Raw genomic sequence first — 20,652 nt, 5'->3', positions numbered from 1 at the left:
CGCGCTCGAGGGAACCGCCGGGCTTCGCCCGGCGGCCCTGGGTCCGCTGCGCTCCAGGGGCAACCTCCGCTTCGCTGCGGTTGCCTGACGGAGTGTTGGTGGGGGAGCCGGCCTTCGCTCGGCTCCCCACCAACCAGGCTGCTGCGCAGCCTGGTTGGGCAGGTCCGCTGCGCTCCCCTGCCTTGGCTTTCCGGCTTCGCCTCCAAGCCCGCCCGCTTCGCGGGCGGCTGGCTAAAGGGCGGCGTGGGAAGCGAGTTGGGCATTGTCCCCTCACGCCGAATCGGTGGGGTGGTCTCTTACTCGAGCTCGCCCGATGACGGTGATCCACCTGCCATAGTGGGTTGGAGTCCGCGCTCCGGCTCCCTGCAATCAAAACTGAACGCGGATAAAGTCTACGCTTAGCGGGTAGTGGCTCTGCTGGGTGCCCCGAGGGTGACAGGTGGTGTGCTGTGTCGAGTCGGTGGACGCTTCGTCCTCATCAGGTTGAGGCCGTTGACGCAGTGGTGCGGGCCTTGGAGCACGTTGCTGATGGAGAGGCATCAGGCGGCGCACGGGCCCAGGTTGTCGCTGCTACTGGGACGGGCAAAAGTCTGATCGCTGTGCACGCGGCGCGGCTCTGCGAGCCCGGCGGGTTCTGGTGCTGGTTCCCACGCTTGGGCTGTTGGCGCAGACGGTGTCGGTGTGGCGTGAGGCGGGGCGCCGGGGTCCGATGTTCGGTGCATGCTCGCTGTCGGGCGAGGATGCACAGGTTCTCCAATGCACCACCGATGAGGCGGAGTTGGTGGGTTGGGTTTCGGGTCTGGAGTCTGTGACGGTCTTCGCGACCTATGCCTCGTTGGGGCTGGGGGTTGTGGAGCGGAGTCATCGCGCGGGGTTGGGTGCGTGGGATCTGGTGGTGGTGGATGAGGCGCATCGGACGTCGGGGGCGTTGGGCAAGGCGTGGGCGGGGGTTCACGACGATGCGCGGGCGCTTGGCTGCTGCGTCGGTTGTATATGACGGCTACGCCGCGGTTGTGGGAGGTGGCGGATCGGGAGGGTCCGGGAGGTGGTGAGCTGGTTGCGTCGATGGATGACGAGGCTGTGTTCGGTCCGGTGGTGTACCGGCTGTCGCTGTCGGAGGCGATTGAGCGGGGGTTGATCGCTCGGTACCAGGTGGTGTGTGTCGATATCGCTGATCCTGGGGTGTCCGTGGTCGAGTTGGTGGGGGGTGCGGGCAGGACGGCGGAGGTTCGGGGGGTGCGGCTGGCGGCTTTGCAGACGGCAGTGATGAAAGCTGCTGCGGAGCGGCGGTTGAGGAGGCTGCTGACGTTCCATTACCGGACCAGTGAGGCTGAGGCGTTCTCCAGTGGTCTTGGTTCGGTGGCGAAGGAGTTGTGGGAGAGCGATCCGGGTCTGTATCCGGAGGCTGATGGGGTGTGGGCTGACTGGCTGTGTGGGGCGCACAAGCCGGCGCACCGGGGCCGTGTGCTGGAGGGGTTCGCGTCGGAGCCGGAGGTTGATCCGGGGGCGGCGTGGGTGCGGGTGCTGTCCTCGGTGCGGGTGCTGGGTGAGGGGGTGGATACCAAGGAGTGCGATGCGGTCGTCTTCGCGGATGTGCGGGGGTCGGCAGTCGACATCGTCCAGGCGGTGGGGCGGGCGCTTCGGATGCAGCCCGGGGAGGGCAAGGTCGCCTCTTTGGTAGTGCCTGTGTTCCTCGGGCCTGGTGAGCAGCCTGACGAGATGCTGGTCTCGCGCGCCTATGGGGAGCTGGTGAAGGTGCTGACGGCTCTTCGGGCTCATGACGCCCAGGCCGTGGAGCAGTTGGCCGCTCCCCAGGTGGCCGGCGGCGAAGCGGCTGGCGAGGTGGTGGAGGTGGCAGGCGGCGTGAGTAAGGCTGCTGCGGAGCTTTTGTCGTTTTCCCGGCCTCGGGATCCGGCGCAGTTGGCTGCGTTCATCAGTCTTCGGGTGTTGCAGCCGGAGACGCAGTTCTGGCTGCGGGGCCTTTCGTCCGCGCTCGCCTACCGCAGTGACCGCGGGGACCTGGCTGTGCCGTATGAGTACCGGACGCCGGACGGGTTCGCTCTGGGGGTGTGGATCGCCAGGCAGCGCAGTGCGCGCACGCGTGGGGAACTGAGCCAGGAACGGGTGGGACAGCTGAACGAGCTCGGCATGATCTGGTCGCATGCGGAGGTCGCTTTCGCCGAGGGGTTGTCGGCGGCGCGGGGGTGGGCGGCCGAGCACGGGCACCTGCTGGCGCCGGATGCCATGTGGGAGGGCTATGCGGTGGGGGTGTGGCTGAAGAACCAGAGGGCCGCTGCCCGGCAGGACAAGGCCGGGCAAGGAGCTGGGCTCAGTGTGGAGCGGCGGCGGGCGTTGGAGGCCATTGACCCGTCGTGGTGCCCGTCCTGGCCGGTGGCCTGGCAGCGGTGCTTCCATCTCGCCCGCCTGCATGTACGGGGCGGGGGAGTTCTGCCGGAGGGATCGGGGTGCCTGGTGGTCCAGGGCGAGGACCTGGGGCAGTGGGCAGCCGTACAGCGGCGTCAGTGGGACACCCTGGGAGCGGCACAACATTGGCTGCTGAGGGAAGCGCTCGGGCTCGAACCCCTGCCAGACAGTGAGAAGAGCGTCACGGTGCCGCAGCGGACGCGGGCGCAGGTGTGGGCGGCGAATGTAGCTGCCGCTCGCCAGTACCAGCAGCGGGAGGGGCACTTGGAGGTTCCTCACCGGCACGTCGAAGAGGTCGACGGTACCGGGTACGCGCTGGGGGTGTTCATCGCCAACAGCCGCTCCCGCCGTGCACGCCTCGCGCCGGAGCGGGTCGGGGAGTTGTCCGAGCTCGGGATGAGGTGGGGATGATGTCCGAGCGGTCGCAGCCCAGGATCAGTCGAAGACTGCTTGTGCGAGGACGGCTTGGAGCTTCCTATTGCCGGCAGCGGCGCCGAACTCGGCTGCGGTTGGGTCTCCACTGAGACCAGTGCACAGAAGAACGCAGCCCGAACCTTGAACCATCTCCCACATCGCATCGGTGATCCGGGAGGCTTGGGCGCAGCGGATGGCGACCGACAGTTCTCCTGCGGCTGTCGATCCGTACAGTCCTTCGAAGGCCTTGGTCTTCGTGTTGAAGACGGCTGCCCATTCCTCGCTGGTCGGGGGAATGTATGGTGCCGGCCATGTCGGCCAAGAGAAGAAGTCCTTCACCTGCTGGACGTCCGTAGGGCCGTCGATGTCAGTCACAGCGATGGCAACGAAGCGCTTCGTGGCGAAGTTGAACTCTGTCAGCGGTCCCTCCTGCTTGACGCTGTCGACTTGTGAGGTCCGCAGGCCTACGTGGCTGACGGTGAAGTTCATGGCGGGGGGGCTGGGCTGTGTCCCGGGACAGGTCCGGCTGCGCGGTCATGCTTCCAGGATGGTGAGTGTGGGAGGCCCTACGGGGGCGGGTGACAGGGGGCGGCGCCGATGATGTTCGGGTACGCGGACGAAGGGCGGGCGCTGCTGGTGCTCCCGGCGTTGCTGTGGGTGCCGTTCGGGCCGTTCGCCATGATCGCCATGGGGGTGTGGTGCGCCTGCGTACCGGGCCGCCGGCCTCGACTGTGGTCGCTGCTGGTCCCGCTGGTCCCCGTGACGGCCTCGGCCGTCGTCATGGCCTTCCCGCTGAGCAGGTGGGACCGTCCGGTTCTGGAGGACGGCACGCTGGGCACGCCGGAACACCTCCACGACTTCCTCGGGTACCTGGCCGTGTACGTGGGAGGCATCACGCTCCTGCCGTGGCTGCTCGGTTACGGCATCGCACGCGTGGCGCGCTTGGCACGGGCCCGGCGCCGGGCCCCCAGGCCGCCGCGGGGGCCGGACCCGGCCCCGACGCACCCGGACGCGTCGTAGGTGCGGGCTGGGCAGCGGCAGCGGGGCGCTGCGGCGGCGCCGGTGCGGGCTGGGGGTCCGGTACGCCGGAGGGTTGCGCTGCTGCGTGCGCTGCCTGCCCGGTGGCGTGTCGCTGTCGGACACGGTCGGCGGGCCGGGACGCGCAACGGCCCGCCCGCTGGCCGGCCGAGGGTGGCGATGAGGTGGGCATGTGTGCGGTTCCCGGTTGTGGCGAACCGTGCGGCGGAGCTGCACGGGGCGGGGGTCAGCGGGACGACTACCGGGATGCGCCCGATGACGGCGAGGGCCGAGCCCCTGCAGGCAGGTGCGACGGCACCGGCCTTCTCGTCCCGCACCACGGGCCGCGCGGCGGGGACCTGACCGAGCGGCAGGCCGGCCGAGCGTACCCGCGCGAGCACAGGCAGACCGGGAGATCGGCTCGGGGGCGCCCTCGTCCGGCCCGTACGCCGAGTGTTTTCCGGCTGCAGACCGCCGCAGGCCAGTCAGGTCGCCCGCGCGGAAGCCGGGGGTGAGCCGGGCAGCTATGGCTTTCTTCAGAAGCGACGGGCAGGCCGCGGCCCGCCCTGCTCGGCGGGGGCGGGGCGGGTCAGGTGCGGGTCGAGGCGGCCCGGTAGCGGGACGGGGAGATGCCGTACCGGGCGACGAACGCCTGGCGCAGTGTCTCGGCGGTGCCGAAGCCGCAGCGGGCCGCGACGGCGGCGAGCGGCAGCGTGCCACCGGCGAGGAGATGGGCGGCGGCCTCGGTGCGGACGCGGCGCACGTACCGGCCGGGGGTGGCGCCGAGGTGTTCACGGAACAGGCGGGTGAGGTGGCGTTCGCTGACGCCGGCGAGGGCGGCCAGGGCAGGTGCCGACAGATCGCCGCCCAGGTGCCCCGCGATGTGCGTCGCGATCCGCCGGACGACGTCGTTGCCGACAGGCGGTGCGGTGGTGAAGATACTCATCTGGGCCTGGTTGCCGGGCCGTTGCAGGTAGATCACCAGCTCCCGGGCGATCCGGCGGGCAGGTTCCGGGCCGTGGTCCTCCTCGACGATGGCGAGGGCGAGATCGAGCGCACTGGTGACGCCGGCGGCTGTGAGGACGTTCCCGTCGCGGATGTAGAGCGGGGTCGCGTCGACCTCGACGGCGGGATGCCGCTGCGCGAGCCGGTCGGCGAATCTCCAGTGCGTGGTGGCACGTCGACCGTCGAGGAGCCCGGCCGCGGCGAGGATGCCCGCCCCGGTGCACACCGAGGCGACACGGCGGCTCTCGGCCGCGAGCCGGCGGACATGGGCGACGATCCGGGCGTCGGCCGTGGCCGCCTCGAAACCGAATCCGCCGGCGACGATCAGCGTGTCCAGGGGGCCCTTGAGCCGCTCCAGGCTCTCGTGGCCCTGCATGACGAGCCCGGTCGGACAGGCGATGGGACGCCCGCCGGGCGTGGCGAGCAGGACCCGGTACGGCGGCCGCACCTGCCCGGTCACGTTCGCCATGGCCAGGCTGGTGTTCAGGGAGGCGATCTCCAGCAGCTCTGCGCCGTCGTATCCGACGACCACGATGCGGCGTTCCATGCCGCCACGGTAGGCCGAAAGGACAGGCACCCCAAGGTTTCGGACCTGCCGGACCGGCACACTTCCGCCCGCCGCAGAGCGGCCCGGAAGGTGGGGCGCATGGAGAACACACCACGACAGGAAGTCCCCGTACACGCCGTCGCCCATCTCGCGCATCGCTGGCCCACGTTCATGGCCCTCGCCTGCGTCGCCGTCGTCTTCTGGGACGGCGCGGTGAACTGGCAGCCCTTCGCCGTACTCATGATCACCCTGCCCGGCGTGTATCTCGTCGTCGGGGCACTGCGCGGCGAGCTGCGCACACGGCGGGCCTTCGGGATCCAGCTGTGCGGTCTCGTCCTGTGGTCGCTGCCCGCGCTGCTCGCCTTCGCGGTCGGCGGGCGGGCGGCGGTGTACATCGTCGCCGCCGCATGGTTCGCGCACTCTGCCTGGGACTTCGCGCACCACCGGGCGCGCGCGGTGGTGCCGCGGGCGTACGCGGAATGGTGCATGGTCGTCGACGCGCTGGTGGCGGTCGGACTCCTGGCATGGGCCTGAAACCCCTCAGCCCTCAGCCCTGGGCCGAGCGACAGCCGCGCCCCTACAGCCTACAGCCGGCATTCGGCATTCGGCAGCCCGCGTCGCGGACTGGACCGGCAACGCCGGCGACGGGGACGCGGCGCCGCGCGAGTCGGCGGCGTACGGCAACCCGCAGCCCGCAGCCACCGGCGGGGAGCGGGGGATGCGGCCGGTCGTATAGACCGCCATGGCCGGCAGCGCGCAGCACATCTTCTGACGGCGGACCGATACCCACCCCATCCTCGCCGCCCTGCCGGGCGAGCCGGGCCGTCCGGCCGTTCATCTGTCCGGGGTCAGCTTCCGACCGGTTCCGGATCGGCCGATGTCCAGAGCGAGGAGCGCGGCCAGTGGCGTGCCGCAGCTCCAGAAGCCGAACATGTCAACGTCGACGAGGACCAGGTCGTGGCGGGCGGTCCCGGGCTGCTGGGTGAACGCGTGCACGAGGCGACGACGAGTGGGAAGTCCGCTCCGTGTTCGCTGCGGGCGGTGCCGTTGACCATCTGAAGGTCCGGACTGTTCGGGCCCGGCCGTTCATGAACTGAACGGAACGCCCCGCAGGAAAGGAACCTGACAGGCCTGTCACCCGCCTGGCGGCGTGCGTACGGCGAAGTCTTCGAGGTGATCGAGACCAGCGGGGACGTTGCGAGGAAGGCGCTCGCCCGTGAGGCGATGCATCGTCCGCCAGCAAAACGAGCCAAGGACCACTCCGAGGTCCCCCGCGACTGATCACAAGTGACTCCTCGGCTCCTCGTCCCGGGCGTCGTCGTTCTGGTCAGCGCTCGTGGCATCCCCTGTCGGACGTCCGCCCGCAACCGGACGGTCCGCGCGTCGCGCTCGCGGCGGGCCGAGTCGCCGGCGCGGTCCCGTTCACTCGGACCCGTGGAGCACCTGGTCGGGCGGGCCGATCGAGTCGAGCAAGTTGAGCACGGTGGCCTCCATGGCGTGCCGCGCTTGGTCGGGGCTGAGCCCGGTGGAGCGCCAGTGGTACCAGGCGCCCCACGTGGTCACCGCGTCGAGCCCGTCGACCAGATCCGTACGCCGTCGACCCGACACACGGCCGAGCTCCTCGCCCAGCACTGCCTCCAGGCGTCGGCGGGCGTCGGCGAAGGCCTCATCGGTGACTTCACGGATGCGGTCCGAAGGGTGCTCCATGCGCATGATCGCCAGGCGTGCCGGGGTGATCCATTCGAGGATTCGGGCGCGCTGTTCGACCAAGGCCGCCACGCGTGCGGCGCGCGGACCGCTGGTGGGCAAGGGCCTTATCTGCTCGGCGAGTTGTCCCAGGCGGCGGGTGATGGCGGTGTCCACGAGTTGGGCCATGTCGTCGAAATGGTGGAACACCGATCGTCGTGAGACCCCCGCGTACTGGGCCACCCGGTCGGCGGGAAAGTCCGTCTCCCCCTCATCGAGAAGCGCGAGCAGCGCGTCGGCGATCTTCTCGCGGGTCTGCCGGCCGCGCGCGGTCCGGCCGTCCGCAGCAACGGCGGCGGTGGCAACGTCAGCCGCGCTACCGGGGGCTGCCGGGGCGCCGCGGGCTGTTCTGCTCGGGATGCCGTCCCACGGGGGCTCCTTTCTTCCCGTTGACATTATTGCACTCCGAGTGCAACGGTGAATCTGCACTCGGAGTGCAACTTCATTGCGGAGGGAAGCGCGGCACGATGTTCCTTGCCCTGGGCCGCTGGTGTGCCCGCAGACCGAGACGGATCCTCGCCCTCTGGGCTGCCGTGACCATCGCCGTGGCCTGCGCGGTGATGCTTCAGGGGCGGGTCACCAGCGAAGCGGTCGTCATCCCCGGCAGCGACAGCCAAGCCGCCCGGGATGTGGCCGACGCGTTCCCCGGCCCCGCCTCCGGCAACCAGCCCCTCGTACTCCACACGGCCCCGGACGGCCCGGCTCTGACGTCCGCCATCGCCCGGAAGGCGGTCGAGGCGGCGGCCGCGGACGTGGCCCGGGTGGACCACGTCATGAGCGTCGGCACGCCGTACGGGACACCGGGCCGGGCGGCCATGAGCGCGGACGGCCACACCGCCTACCTCTCAATCGGTCTGAACGTGACGGGCCGCGACATCACCCCGGAGATCAGCGAGGCCGTCATGTCAGCCGCCGAGCCCGCCCGGCAGGCGGGCATCACGGTCACCCCCGGCGGCGAGCTCGCGGCAGCCGCCGACAAGGAGTCCACCACCCACAGCGAGCTGATCGGGCTTGCCGCAGCGGCAATCGTCCTGTTCCTCGGGCTGCGCAGGATCCTCGCGGCCTCCCCCCTGGCAGTGGGAGTCGTGGGACTGGTGATCTCACTGTCGGCGATCGGCCTGGTCGGGCACGTCCTCGACATGCCCTCGGCGGGCGCCACGATCGCGGCGATGATCGGCCTCGGCGTCGGCATCGACTACACCCTCTTCTGCCTGACGCGCTTTCGTGAACTCCTGGCCCAGGGACACCCGGCGGTGGACGCCGCCGGACACACCACGGCGAGCGCCGGCAAGGCCGCCGCCTTCGCCGGCTGCGCGGTCGCGGCCGCACTGGCGGGTCTCGCGCTCGGCGGGCTCCCGCTCCTGCACGCCCTGGCCCTCGCGCCCGCGATCGCCGTACTCGTAGCGGTCCTCGCAGCTCTGACCCTGCTCCCGGCCCTGCTCACGCTGCTCGGCCACCGACTGAGCCACAGGCCGAGCTACGCACGCACCGCAGCAACACCCCCCGAAACTCCCTGCCCGACCCACCCTGCCGCCAAGCGCTGGCGACGGCTCGCCACACATGTCACAGACCGACCCCACCACTACCTACTCGCAAGCCTGGTCCTGGTGAGCGTGCTTGCCGCTCCGGCCGCCTCGTTGACGTTCGGCCAACTCGACGGCGGCGACAAGGCCATCGGCACGGCGAGCCGTACCGCGTACGACCGGCTGGCCAAGGCCTTCGGTCCAGGCACGAACGGCCCCCTCAACGTGACCCAGACTCTCCCCACCGCGGCCGACGGACCCTCCGACCACCGCGTCTCGGCGGTCACCGAGGCCCTCGAACAGACCGCCGGGGTGGCCGCGGTGAGCCCGGCCCGGCTCGACGCCGGCGGACACCACGTCCTGTGGCACGTCACCCCGACCACCGGCCCGGCCGATCCGGACACCGTCGCGCTGGTGAACCGGCTGCGTGACACCACTCTGCCCCAGGCCACCGCAGGCACCGGGGCCACCACCCATGTCGGCGGGCCGACGGCCGCCCAGGCCGACATGAACACGCGGCTCGCCGCCCGCATGCCGGCGATCATCACCACCGTAGTCCTCGTCGCCGGGCTGCTCCTGCTCCTGGCCTTCCGCGCACCCGTGGTCGCCGTCAAGGCGGCCGCGCTGAACCTGATCTCGGTCGCAGCCTCGTACGGCGCACTGACCGCGGTGTTCCAGTGGGGGTGGGGGGCGAGCATGCTCGGCCTGGACGGCCCGATGCCGATTCCGGGCTACGTCCCGCTGCTGATGTTCGCCGTACTGTTCGGGCTCTCCATGGACTACGAGGTGTTCCTCCTGACCGCCGTACGCGAGTCCTACCTCCGCCACCGAGACAACACCCGAGCGGTCGTCGACGGACTAACCGGCACGGCCCGGATCATCACCTCAGCAGCGATGATCATGGTCTGCGTGTTTCTCAGTTACCTGCAGTCCGACGACCCCGTGGTGAAAATGTTCGGAATCGGACTGGCCACGGCCGTGGCCCTGGACGCCACCGTCGTCCGCGGACTGCTCGTACCGACCAGCATGGTGCTGCTCGGCGAAAGCAACTGGTGGCTGCCGGCCAGGCTCGCCCGGATCCTCCCCCGAGTGGACATCGAAGGCACACCGCCGACTCCCGCCGGCGACCCGCCCCAGGCCGCCGCCTCGGCTTCGGCCTCCCTGTCCGCATCCACGGCCGCAACCGGCTCCGGCCGGCGCCCCCCTCGCTGAGGTACCCACCCATGGCTTCGAAGACCGCACAGACCCCGACGGCCCCCCACACCACTACGTCACCGAAGAAGCAGACCGGACGCGTGGCTCCGGCACGGCGGCCGGCCCGAGGCGTCATCGCCCTGACCCTGCTGGCGGGTGCCGCACTGCTCACGGTCGACACCCTTGCCCGCCACACGGCGGAGGAAAGGTTCGCGAACCGAATCACCGAGCGAATCGCCGACCGCCACGGCAGCGGGCCGGCCGCGCCGGAGGTCACCATCGAGGGCTACCCCTTCCTGCTCAACACCGCCCGGGGCGCACACCCAGAGGTGCGGCTCACGGCAGACGCCCTCACGCCCGACGGCATCCCGGTCAAGGCCGCGGTCGACCTCCGCGAGGTGTCCGAGACCGCCGACGGCTACACGGCAGAATCGGTCGATGCCGCATTCACCGCCCCGTTCGACTCGCTCGCCACCCAGGGCAGCCGGCAGATCCGGCTCTCCGACGCCGGCAACGGCCGACTGCGGATCGTGTCCTCCATCCTGGGGATGCCGCTGACCATCATCGCCGAACTCCGCCTCGACGCAGGCGCCGTCACGCTGCAGGCCGACAGCGCCGCCTTGGCCGGCCGCCTGATCGACCCGGCCGCTCCCGCCATCGACAAGGCCCTGTCAGAGCGACGCCGACAACTGCCGCCCCTCCCCCTGGGCCTGAAGGCCACCACAGTAACGGTGGGCCCCGACGGGATAACGGCACACGCCCGCGCCCGACGCGTGGACCTCACCTGACGGGCCGTCCGCGTTGGACGTGGGCGTGGACGTGTTCGACAGTGCGCCCTCCGCCCCGGCGCAGTGGGGGCGTCGGAGTCTCCGAGGCCCCTCCGCAGTCTGTTCAGGGGGTGTGCAGGGTCCTTGCACCCGTGGTACTCGCTCCATGCAGACCCCGCGCAAACGCAACCTGGGGCGGCCGGCCCGATGCGCGGCACGTACGTCTGCCCTGAACAGCAGGCTGCGACCAGCTGCCCAGCCCTGCCCATCCCACTCGAGCAGGGCACGGGCGAGGTCGTACTGGTTGGTGGCGACGGCGGCCTGGGCGCCGTCCTCACGGGGAAGGACAACCGTGCAGTAGCGACGCCGCCCTTCGTCCAGTCCTTGCCGCAGGTACCGGAGCTGTTCACCACTTCGTGTGACTGAGTGGTCTAGTCGGCCACTGAGCGTTCTACTTGGCCAGTTGAGCGCACGGAATCGGATGACGTGACTGGACGAGAGGGTGGGCAGTTGATCGAGACGACCGAGCCGACCACTAGCGTATCAACGTGCACATCCTCGATGACCCCTGCTTGTCGCCCCGCGTCGCGACCCTCCTGGCGCGGGCACGGCGCGGCCATGAAATGCCCGCTGACCGCATACGTGCACTGGCCCGCGCGGAGACGCCGGATGGGGACGAGGCAGCAGTGCCGCCTGAGGCCATCGAGGCGATGATTCGTTTCGAAGAACGCTACGGCGGCCTGTGGTACCCGCTCCTCGGCCCCAACGGCATGGAACACGGCCTGCACGGCGAGGCCACCATCTATCTCGACACCGACGGCTGGACCTTCCCAGGCATCCACGATGGTGACCAGACCTGGTCGGTCGACGTCCTCCCGGACGAGCGCACCGCCATGACGCTCGCGGGACGTCCCCGGATCATCAACAGCAGCATCCTCCAGCGCCTGGAGACACACGCTCAGTTGTCGCAGGTCCGAGACTGGCCCCATGTGACCTTCTCCGTTGCCACCGAACCCAGCCAGGACCCGACGGTCGCCGAAGCCGGCCTCCCTGCCCTCGACGCTGAGGCAACTGGGCCCGCCGACAGGTGGTGGGTCGGCAGCGAGACGGCGATTCATCTGAAGCTTCACAAGTGGTGGGGTACAGAGGACATTTGGGTCGCGCGCTGCTTTGCGAAGCGGGCCGAGAACCTGGCGACCACGGTCGATGCGCTACGGCACGCAGTGACGGGTGGCGTGTGGAGAAACGAGGACTGGTGCGGGCTGTGTACCCACGTCAGGCAGCCAGCGCAAGCCTGCCTTCCCAACGCAGGGAAGCAGAGCAGCTGACCCCGGAGAAGCAACCCTCATCGATGACCATCTGCGTACGAGACCTGGGCATGGCGCTCGGGTCTCTGCACGCCACATCGCTAGCCTGCGCCTGTCCTTTAACCTCTGCTGCTGTTACGAGCGGCTGCGGTCACGCGATGTCCGCGGGTACTGGTATCTGGCCATTTGGTGACCAGCGAAGACAGCACCCAGCTCCCCCGTTGTCCAACATCGTTCTCGGCCCGGAGAACGGTCCCTACGCATATCCCTGCTGCGGCTGCCTCACTCTGGAGGCCCGTGGCGCCACGAGATATATGCACGGTGTGCTACTGGGAGGACGCCGGCCAGGACGAGCACGATGATGATGTCGTCCGAGTAGGCCCAAACGGATCGCCCAGCCTCGTTCAAGCACCACGCAACTTCGAAGAGATGAGTGCGTGCGATCCGAGGTGGGTCAATAAGCGTCCGGGCTCCGTCTTCCGAGGAGCAGTAACACGGCTGCTCAGCCCACGACTCGTGTGGGCTCGGTGCCGACGTTGTGGTGCGCGGGCCGGGTGCAGGACCCGCCGGTGACGAGGACGCCTCCGACGCCGTAGCGGGGAGTGGGCCGCTGATTCTTCGCTCCGAGCGGACGGCCGGGCCCGGGCCGTACGGGTTTCGGTGCCCCGGCCGGCGTGCCGGTCTTCACGTGCAGGTTCCTCAACCCCCGACGGACTCGGGGCAGGGGTGAGTCTGTTCGGTTCCGCCTGTCGTTCCCACGGCCGGCGGAGATCCCGCGCGAACGGAGCCGGACCGGCGTCGAGCTGACCGGGCGCCTGCGGCGACAGTTGAGTTCGACACCGACACCGCGTGGCGCCGCTCACGGGCCCCATGGGAGAAGAGTCGCATGGCGCCGGCTGGGGATCCAGAGCCGGCCGGGCATTTCACTGCCGCACGTGGCATTTTCATGTGAAAGCCGCCAGGGCCCTCAGTTGCGGAGGAACGGACCGGTTTTGCGCCAGGCGGCTCCCATGAGGTGTTGGCGGTGGTCCGGGCGACTGTCAGTCTCTGTCGTTCTCGCAGGATGCCGCGTGGCCTCGTCGCTTAAGCACCAAGCCCACGGTGGAGTGGCTTCCGGGCGAGGATCTCCGGTCGTTCGTCAACCCACGCATGGGGCTGGACTGGCCGTGCGCCATCTGCAGCCAGGAACGCCACTCCAACCCCAGCGGCCATGTGCCGAACTGAGGTGCCGATGTGGATACCTACGGGACGGCCTGCCGCCCTGGGCGAGAGAGCCCGACTGGACCGGCTGAGCGGTCGCCTGCCGGCAGCGGCCACTGCGCTCGATCGTGGCGGCTCAGTGAAATCGTTCGGTGATCGCAGCCGCGATCTGATCGGGCGCATCCTCCTGGATGAAGTGCTTCGCCTGGCCAAGTTCGACGACGTCGAGTTCAGTGAATGAGGAGCGAATCCGTGGGATGCATACTTTCGGCCGGAACACCATGTCCCGCATGCCCCATACCGCCAGAGCCGGTTTGTCACCGAGGCAGGCAGGGACGTCTCGCGCGAGTTTCTCCAACAGCGGGCGTGCGGCGCGAATCTCCCTGGGCGCGACGATGAGGGCACGTCGGGCCTCCTTCGTGGGTTGCACCATGCGGTAGTGGTCGGCCTCGGCTGCGGTCAGGGTGGGACCGGTTCTGCCGAGCAGGAACTGTTCCACGAGAAGGTTCTGCTCAAGAATGCGCCGTTGCATGGGACGGCTGCTCATGATGACGCTGAACGCCCGATTCGCCAGCCGCTCGATCGGCCAGTACGCCGTGTTGCCCAGCACGATCCCCTTGACGCGGGATGCGCGCGTGGTCGCCGCGCCGAGCCCGATGGGGCCACCCCAGTCCTGCCCCATCACGACGAAACCGTCCAGCTGCAGATGGTCGATCAGCTCTCCGACGACGGCCGTATGCTCCGAAATCGTGTAGTCGAAGCCCGCCGGGCGCTCGGACAGGCCGAAGCCCAAGTAGTCGACAGCGATGCAACGATACCGATCGCGAAGGCTCTTCACGATGTTCCGGTAGAGGAAACTCCAGGTGGGAGAGCCATGGCAGAACACAATCGGCGGCCCGGTGCCCTCATCGATGTAATGCACCCGACCGGCGGACGAGTCGAACCAACGTGATGTGAAGGGGTACAGGCTCGGGTCGGGAACGAAGTCGATCATCGCACTCTCCTCCTGGTCTGCGTCGCGTCCAGTCGGCCTGCCCCCTGATTGCCACTACAGGTGTAGAGCCGCCGCGATGGAGACTCTACACCTGTAGCATCGGGCCGTGTCTTCATCTGTGACAAATGGCAGTGAGCGGCGGAAGGCCATCGCCGACAGCGGGATTCGCATCATCGCCCGCGACGGAGTCCGCGCTCTGACGCATCGCGCCGTCGACCGCGAGGCGGGCATTCCGCAGGGATCGACCTCCTACCACGCGAAGACGCGGCTCGCGCTCGTGGAACTCATCATCGACGCGCTCGCCGCCCGTTCACAGGCCGACGCCGAGAAACTCGCCGACTCCCTGAACACCACGTTCGAGCCCAAACGCCGGCTCGACGTCGACGCGCTCGCCGCACTGGTCGCAGGACTCGTCGAGACTCTCGCGCTCCGTCGCGACGACATGAGAGCCCGATACGCACTCCTGCTTGAACTCGACGACGCGCCACACCTTCGAGCCAAGCTGACGGCAGAGTCCGCGGTCCACACCCTCGCCCGACAGGTGACCGCGTCCGCCCTCGACGCAACAGGACTACCCAGCTCGGACGCACACGTTGACGAACTGATCGCCCTCACGGACTCACTGGTGTTCTACCGGACCGCCATCGACGAGACCGCCTCGCCGCAGTCCATCCTTGCCGCCTACCTCCACGGCATCGCCTCGACCTAGGAGACGTCCTTCCGAACGTCGGATCGAAGTCGAAGAACGCCTTCCTGCTCCGGCAATCCCCGCACAGCATCCTGGGCGAGTGCCACCGAACGGTACCTGGCGACGAACCGACACGACCCGGCCCCGAAGGTCACCGGGTGAGCGTCCTTGTACCGAAGGCCAGGGACGAGGATCGGCCTTCGCGGACGCAAGGCCGCCGGTGCCCGGACCCCCACTGCGAGCAGCACGAGTCGCCGTTGGTCCTCTGCGCTCCCGAGCCGGGAGCGCCGGGCATCGGCGGATGCGGAGGCGGCGGTGGTACCGGTGGGCCGAACTGCCCGCCGGGGAAGGGCGGTCGGCCTGCCTGCTCCGAGCCTCCCGGCCACGGAGCGGCCGGTAACGATCCGTACGCCCCTGCGCGTGGGGAGTGCTGCCCGGCTGGTCGCCCCACCGCCGCCCTGCCCGTTGACCTGCCACGGCGCCGTCATGCACTCCCCCGAAGTCGGCAGTCGCGCGGGGCGCGACGGCGCGAACCCCTGAGACCGGTACGCCGACGGCTCCGCTCTCTCGCCGCGACTTGGATAGCTCAACTATCTTGTCGCAATTCGCAAGGATCAACTCCCATTCAAGGCACGCACGTTCAGATGTCTCTCCTCGACACTCCCCGGGAGCCACCCAGTCGCAGTCAGCCGGATCCCGACAGCCGAGCGGGGAGGTCGCAGGCGCCGGCGGCACGCACGGCAGCAGGCCGGCGACCCTCACTGCGGTCCGGGGCGCTGCGCGAACGGCACCTGCTGAACAGAACGAGGAGCGACCGGGCGAGCGTCAGTGCACTGTTCGCTCGCGAAGGCCGAAGCGTCGACGCCAGGACCGACGCGATCGCCCTTCTCGGCGGAGCTGATACGTCGGGCATGCCCGGGACGGTCTGGCGGAGGCCGCTCGACAGGCTTGGCTACGTCGAGGGGGCACGCACCGTCCCGTCAGCCGGTCCCTCTGCGAGCGAGATCCAGAATCGTCTGGGCCGTTGCGCGCAGCCTGTCGTCGTCGCGGACGGCGTGCCAGGTGCAGTGGTCGACGGGGCGTTCGTCCGTGTCGACGAGGGCAAGCAGGGCGGGGATCGCCGGCGTGACGGCCTGCGGGGCCGTGGCGGCGACCTCGGCGAGGAGGGCCAGAGGGTCGAGGATCGTCGGCGAGGCCTTGCCGGGCGGGGGGCAGGTTCGGAGCAGTTCCTCCAGGAGGTCGGTGACCTGACGTGGGTCCGAGGTGAGTGTCCACAGGCCCTGGGCGAGTGCCATGGCCTCGAAGCGGTTGTTCTTGGCGAGTCGGGCCCGGGCGGTGGCGCGCAGCCGGCGCGCGGCCCGTTCCGTCGCAGGCGGGTGGGTGGCGGCGATCTCGGCGAGGAGGAGGAGCCGCTCGACGCCGCCCGGCGTCTTGTAGCCCTGCTGCGCGCTGCCTTCGGTCGACTTCATCAGGGCGGGGAGGACTTCCCCGGCATCTCCCGTGACCCGCCAGAGCGCGCGTGCGTATCGCGTGACGGCCTTCGGTACGTCGCGCCAGGGCGCCGGTTCCTCGCGCAACGCTTCCCGGAACATCTCGCGCAACCACTCCGCGGACGCGGCGGCGAGCGGACCCAGCGCGATACAGGCACGAATCCGCGCGTTCTCCCGGGCCTCGTCGCCCAGTTCAGGGAACCCGCTCTCCTCAGGGGACCGAAGCAGGGCGAGTACGGGCTCGTCGTCTCCGGTGAGGTGACGGAACGCGAAGGGGTCGATCTTTGCGGGATCCGGCCAGAACGCCGGCGGTCCGAGTACCTGCTGCAGCCGCTCACGACGGCTCGCGGCCACCCCGCGGGGACCGATCCGGTGCAGGGCATGGGCGGCGGTCACCAGGTGGACGTCGGTGCCGAGGAGTTCGAGCAGTCGTGGGACGAGGGGGGTACCGGCCTGGTGCCAGCGGCTGATGACCATGTAAAGCGTTTCCCGCTCGACGGCCGGCGTCCTCTCGATCCGGGTCAGCAGGGGGGCCAGGAGTGTCCCGGCGTGTGTGGTCAAGGGAGCGAGCACGTCGAGGAAGTCGGCGTGGTCGGCCTTTCCGTCGCGCCCGGACCAAGGGTTCGGCTGGTTCAGGAACCCGGGGGACGGGGTGGTGAGGAGCTCGGCGAGCGGTGCCACGCAGCGTGCGTCGTCCATGCGGCTCAGCGCGCGGACGGCGTGTCTCCTCACGGGCTCGTGGGGTTCGCCTTCCGCGGTGAGGTGGGCCGCGACACGGTCGGCCCACGGGTGTGCGGCGGTGCCGCACATGGCGAGGACGCGCAGGGCGTCGGTCCGGTTGTCGGGCAGCGGATCGTCGACCAACTCGGCGACCACAGGGAGGAGTTCCGGGACCGCGGAACGCCATCGGCGCATCAGGGACGCCGCGACGAGAAGGCCGCCCCGGCGCTGCTCGGCACTGTCGTGTCGGAGCAGGGCGTGCGCGAGGGCGAGACGTCCGGGCAGGTCGTCGTCGAGCCGGGCGTCGGCTTCGGTGATGACCGACACGCTCCAGGACCTCCGCACCCCCGAAGGAGAGTTCAGCAGCACGTCGGCGGTGGCGACGGCGTAGGCGGGGTCGGGGTGACCGGGCAGAACGTGACGCAGGGCCTCGACGGCGGACAGGCGCACGTCATGACAGGGCGCATCCAGCCATGCCAACCACACCTCGATATCCTCGTCGACGCCGGGCTCCTCATCCTTGTCGTCGGGGGTCAGGCGCTGCCGGAGCCAGGCGATCGCCTCCTCCCGGCGTCCTACGGCGTGAGACGCCAGCTCTCCGATGCCCAGGACGAGTCGTTCCGCCACGTGCTCGAAGGGCTCCCGCCCGTACCGCTCCTGGAAGAGGACGACGAATTCGTCCGCCCGGTGGGCGGCCTGCGCCAGCGCCGCGGGGACGGCGGCCCGGATATCGTCGTCCTCGTCGCAGAGCAGCGGCAGCAGCGACTCCACCGCCCGCTCCCAGACAGGCGGCCAGGCGGGATCGACGGCGGGGTGGGACGTGCTGTCCCGGCGCGCGGTGGCAGCCCGGCCGGCATGGGTGTTGGCCGTGACGGCGATGGCTGTGATCGTCTCCAGGAGCTCCCTGCGTACCGTCACGACCGGGTCCAGGGCCGCTTCGACGAAGAACGGCAGCACTTCGGCTGCGGCCGTCAGCAGCGTTGTCCCATCCCCTCGGGACGCGTACTGCAGATTCATCCGGGCGTCGTCGGCCGTGGCCCACTCCGACGCCCAGAGCTGTTCCAGCGCCTCAGGTCCGTACCGTCCGCCACTGTAGGGGTCGAACACCTTCGACCAGTCGACCTCTGCGGCAAACCGCGCCAACCGCTCCTCCCGGGCGTCGCCGCCCGCGCACTCCTCGCCAGAAGCCGCCGCGCCCACGCCACTCCCCCTCGCGATCAGTGCCCCGAGGCAGGACGCCCCCGGCTGTCCGGCGGTTCCGGAGAAAGGTCCGTACACCGACAGGAGCCGCCGGCTCGGTCGGTGCGGCGGGAGAGTGCTCGGGCGTCGAAGCCGCCGGTCTGCGCGGAGCCGTAGGAGCGTTCTTCGGTGTGGTCGGCGCGTTGGACGACGTCGCGGCGGATGCCGGGTGAGTCGGTTCGGCCGGCGTGCCGGCGCTGCTGAGCCGCTGGCGGAGCTGCAGGAGCCAGCGGGCAGGTCCAGAGCCAGCAGGTCGCTCGGCCGGTACTCCTTCCAACTCCCCGACCGGCCCGGTGGCCTGCGTCCCCTGCGCGACAAGAACGCCGCCGCCGACGAGGAGTAGGCCCCGGACTCCTGTCTCCGCCCCGGGGTGCAACGTAGTCCCTGCGTCTGCCGGGCCTACGCTTCCTGTCAACTGGACGTTTCGTCGGCCCAGCTCTGGTAGAGCTACGGCGAACGGACCTGTAGCACTGCGAGACGCTCGGTTTGGTCCTCCTTTTCCAGCAGGACGCGGTCGGCCGCGTGCTGCGGGCAACGAAGCAGGTGCGAGGAGAACGCCCGGTCCGGCTCACACGTCGCGGCGGTGCGCGACGGCCACGGCGACGGCCGCCGCGACGAGCGACCATGTCCCGAAGACGATCCACCCCTCGGTGACCGACACCGGGTACTTGTCCACGCTGTAGCCCCGTCCAGGGTTCTGGACGAGAGCTCGCCATGCGGTGAGCGGCATCGCGTTGCCGATCTCCTTGACCCACCGATAGGTCTCGCCCATGAACAGCGTGGGCAGCAGCAGGAGCACGCCGACGACAGCGACGACGGTGCCCGCGGCGTGGCGGATGAGTGCGCCGAGCGCCATGCCGACCAAGGCGCACAGCGGCGCGAGCAGCGCGGAGGCGGCGACGGCCCGCAGCGCGCCGGGGTCGCCGATGGACATGCCGTGGTGATCCTGCAGGATCACCTGGGTGGCGCCGAACGAGGTCCCGGCCGTGACCGTGCCGAGGACGAGCATGACAGCCGCCATGACGGTCAGCTTGGCTGTCGTCACCGCACGGCGTGCGGGTACGGCCGCGAAGGTGGTGCGGATCAGTCCGCTGGTGTACTCGCCGAAGACAGCGAGGGCGCCGACACTGCCGGCGATGACCATGAGGAGCTGCCAGGCCGGATCGACGAAGGCGGACGCCAGGGGATCGAACAGCAACTGCGGCCGCTCGGGAAGCCCTGGCGGTGGGGCAGGCGGCAGTTCGGGCTGATGCGCCAGCCGGTCGGCATTCGACAGAGCGGAGTTCACGTTGATCCCGATGACGGCCAGGGGGCCGATTCCGAGGACCCAGTAGGTGGAACGCAGCGACCACAGTTTGATCCACTCGGCGATGAGGAGGTGGTGGAACCGGTCGGGTGAGGCGAGGGCGGTCACGTACGTCCTGGGCTCGGCGACTGTCCGTGCGGTCATCGTGCATCTCCTGCGCTGTATTCGACGCTGTCGGCGGTGAGTCCCATGAACGCCTCTTCCAGGGAGGCGGAGCGAGGGGCGAGTTCGTGCAGCAGGACACGGCTGTGGAACGCGAGCTCGCCGATACGATCCGCGCCCATGCCGGTCACCGTGCACGACCCGTCGGCCTCGCCGTGGACGGCCGCCCCCTCGTCGGTGAGGACGGACGTCAGCCGGGCGACCTCGGGCGTTCGGACGGTCACGCTCAGCCGGCTGCCGCGGGCCGCGAACTCCGCCAGGCTCTCCGCGGCGATCAGCTCGCCCCGGCCGATGACGATCAGCTGCTGGGCGGTGTGCTCCATCTCGCGCATGAGATGGCTGGAGACCAGCACGGTACGGCCCTCGGCGGCCAGCCGATGGAACAGGCCGCGAACCCACAGCACGCCCTCCGGGTCCAGCCCGTTGAGCGGCTCGTCGAACAGCAGGACGGGCGGGTCACCGAGCAGCGCGGCGGCGATGCCGAGCCGTTGCTTCATCCCCAGCGAGAACCCCCCGATGCGGCGCCGGGCAGCGGTAGTCAGTCCCACCTCCTCCAGGACCTCGTCCACCCGGCGCCGAGGCAGCCCGTTGCTGTGCGCCAGTGCCGACAGATGCGCCCGTGCGCTGCGTCCCCCGTGCACGTCATGGGCGTCGAGCAGGGCCCCGACGTGCCGCAGACCTCGTGGGCGTCTCCGGAACGGCTGCCCGTCGACGGTGACGGTGCCGCTGCTGGGGTCGTTCAGGCCGAGGATCATCCGCAGCGTGGTGGACTTGCCGGCGCCGTTGGGGCCGAGGAACCCGGTGACGTGGCCGGGCCGGACGGTGAAGGTCAGGCGGTCGACGGCGGTGGTGGCGCCGTATCGCTTCGTCAGTTCGTGGGCTTCGATCACCCGGCCCACGGTGCCGTGG

Annotated in this window: 17 protein-coding genes and 2 pseudogenes; 10 read left to right on the top strand and 9 right to left on the bottom strand. The window is 70.0% G+C overall.

Translation table 11 applies throughout. The annotated features are described in order from the left end of the window. Positions 1-449: 449 nt before the first annotated feature. Positions 450-997, top strand: a pseudogene (locus ABZO31_RS33940) (DEAD/DEAH box helicase family protein). 68 nt (positions 998-1,065) lie between these two features. Beyond that, positions 1,066-2,835, top strand: coding sequence for a helicase associated domain-containing protein (locus ABZO31_RS33935; RefSeq protein ID WP_406865213.1), 1,770 nt, complete (start codon positions 1,066-1,068; stop codon positions 2,833-2,835). 24 nt (positions 2,836-2,859) lie between these two features. Here ABZO31_RS33935 and ABZO31_RS33930 read toward each other — a convergent pair whose 3' ends face one another. Beyond that, positions 2,860-3,327, bottom strand: coding sequence for a hypothetical protein (locus ABZO31_RS33930; RefSeq protein ID WP_406865212.1), 468 nt, complete (start codon positions 3,325-3,327; stop codon positions 2,860-2,862). Positions 3,328-3,435: 108 nt separating this feature from the next. On the opposite strand from ABZO31_RS33930, the gene ABZO31_RS33925 reads away from it, so the two are divergent. Continuing rightward, complete coding sequence (locus ABZO31_RS33925) at positions 3,436-3,858, top strand: hypothetical protein (RefSeq protein ID WP_406865211.1); 423 nt, start codon at positions 3,436-3,438, stop codon at positions 3,856-3,858. 586 nt (positions 3,859-4,444) lie between these two features. Here the strand turns inward: ABZO31_RS33925 and ABZO31_RS33920 are convergent. After that, entirely contained in the window at positions 4,445-5,407 is a 963-nt protein-coding gene (locus ABZO31_RS33920) for a GlxA family transcriptional regulator (protein ID WP_406865209.1), read from the bottom strand. Positions 5,408-5,506: 99 nt separating this feature from the next. On the opposite strand from ABZO31_RS33920, the gene ABZO31_RS33915 reads away from it, so the two are divergent. After that, positions 5,507-5,941 carry a hypothetical protein gene (locus ABZO31_RS33915; protein WP_406858733.1) on the top strand — a complete coding sequence of 145 codons (435 nt, stop codon included), beginning with the start codon at positions 5,507-5,509 and terminating at the stop codon, positions 5,939-5,941. A 300-nt stretch (positions 5,942-6,241) separates the two neighbouring features. Here ABZO31_RS33915 and ABZO31_RS33910 read toward each other — a convergent pair whose 3' ends face one another. Both ABZO31_RS33910 and ABZO31_RS33905 read right to left on the bottom strand, forming a co-directional pair. Further along, entirely contained in the window at positions 6,242-6,403 is a 162-nt protein-coding gene (locus ABZO31_RS33910) for a hypothetical protein (protein WP_406858734.1), read from the bottom strand. Between the two features lie 426 nt (positions 6,404-6,829). Then, the gene (locus tag ABZO31_RS33905; RefSeq protein ID WP_406865207.1) at positions 6,830-7,549 is read right to left on the bottom strand and encodes a TetR/AcrR family transcriptional regulator; all 720 of its coding nucleotides are present in this window, start codon (positions 7,547-7,549) and stop codon (positions 6,830-6,832) included. Positions 7,550-7,686: 137 nt separating this feature from the next. On the opposite strand from ABZO31_RS33905, the gene ABZO31_RS33900 reads away from it, so the two are divergent. The 4 genes from ABZO31_RS33900 to ABZO31_RS33885 all read left to right on the top strand — a co-directional run bounded on the left by ABZO31_RS33900 (position 7,687) and on the right by ABZO31_RS33885 (position 12,517). Then, entirely contained in the window at positions 7,687-9,888 is a 2,202-nt protein-coding gene (locus tag ABZO31_RS33900; RefSeq protein ID WP_406865205.1) for an MMPL family transporter, read from the top strand. 11 nt (positions 9,889-9,899) lie between these two features. Next, the gene (locus ABZO31_RS33895) at positions 9,900-10,658 is read left to right on the top strand and encodes a DUF2993 domain-containing protein (RefSeq protein WP_406865203.1); all 759 of its coding nucleotides are present in this window, start codon (positions 9,900-9,902) and stop codon (positions 10,656-10,658) included. 527 nt (positions 10,659-11,185) lie between these two features. Continuing rightward, a complete protein-coding gene (locus tag ABZO31_RS33890) occupies positions 11,186-11,965 on the top strand; it encodes a hypothetical protein (RefSeq protein WP_406865201.1) in 780 nt (259 codons plus the stop codon). Between the two features lie 168 nt (positions 11,966-12,133). Then, on the top strand, positions 12,134-12,517 hold the full coding sequence (locus ABZO31_RS33885) for a CPCC family cysteine-rich protein (RefSeq protein ID WP_406865199.1): 384 nt from the start codon (positions 12,134-12,136) through the stop codon (positions 12,515-12,517). Here the strand turns inward: ABZO31_RS33885 and ABZO31_RS33880 are convergent. Both ABZO31_RS33880 and ABZO31_RS33875 read right to left on the bottom strand, forming a co-directional pair. After that, positions 12,447-12,729 (bottom strand): annotated as a pseudogene (locus tag ABZO31_RS33880) (transposase); the annotation flags it as partial. The gene ABZO31_RS33885 and the pseudogene ABZO31_RS33880 sit on opposite strands and share 71 nt — an antisense overlap. Before the next feature lie 551 nt (positions 12,730-13,280). Beyond that, a complete protein-coding gene (locus tag ABZO31_RS33875) occupies positions 13,281-14,138 on the bottom strand; it encodes a haloalkane dehalogenase (RefSeq protein ID WP_406865198.1) in 858 nt (285 codons plus the stop codon). Positions 14,139-14,244: 106 nt separating this feature from the next. On the opposite strand from ABZO31_RS33875, the gene ABZO31_RS33870 reads away from it, so the two are divergent. Continuing rightward, positions 14,245-14,847, top strand: a complete 603-nt coding sequence (locus ABZO31_RS33870) for a TetR/AcrR family transcriptional regulator (protein ID WP_406865197.1) — start codon at positions 14,245-14,247, stop codon at positions 14,845-14,847. Between the two features lie 959 nt (positions 14,848-15,806). On the opposite strand, the gene ABZO31_RS33865 is transcribed toward ABZO31_RS33870, so the two are convergent. Further along, a complete protein-coding gene (locus tag ABZO31_RS33865; RefSeq protein ID WP_406865195.1) occupies positions 15,807-18,236 on the bottom strand; it encodes a hypothetical protein in 2,430 nt (809 codons plus the stop codon). Between the two features lie 208 nt (positions 18,237-18,444). On the opposite strand from ABZO31_RS33865, the gene ABZO31_RS33860 reads away from it, so the two are divergent. Then, complete coding sequence (locus tag ABZO31_RS33860; RefSeq protein ID WP_406865580.1) at positions 18,445-18,618, top strand: hypothetical protein; 174 nt, start codon at positions 18,445-18,447, stop codon at positions 18,616-18,618. A gap of 225 nt (positions 18,619-18,843) precedes the next feature. Here the strand turns inward: ABZO31_RS33860 and ABZO31_RS33855 are convergent, their stop codons facing one another. Then, positions 18,844-19,725: an ABC transporter permease subunit gene (locus ABZO31_RS33855; protein ID WP_406865193.1), complete on the bottom strand. Its 882-nt coding sequence runs from the start codon at positions 19,723-19,725 to the stop codon at positions 18,844-18,846. Next, on the bottom strand, positions 19,722-20,633 hold the full coding sequence (locus tag ABZO31_RS33850) for an ABC transporter ATP-binding protein (RefSeq protein ID WP_406865191.1): 912 nt from the start codon (positions 20,631-20,633) through the stop codon (positions 19,722-19,724). The genes ABZO31_RS33855 and ABZO31_RS33850 overlap by 4 nt, the downstream gene beginning before the upstream one ends. Positions 20,634-20,652: the final 19 nt, after the last annotated feature.

It is taken from the genome of Streptomyces solicamelliae, assembly GCF_045348655.1.
GTDB lineage: Bacteria > Actinomycetota > Actinomycetes > Streptomycetales > Streptomycetaceae > Streptomyces > Streptomyces solicamelliae.
The sequence above is the reverse complement of the archived record's forward strand: the minus strand, read 5'-3'. Positions and strand labels throughout refer to the sequence as shown.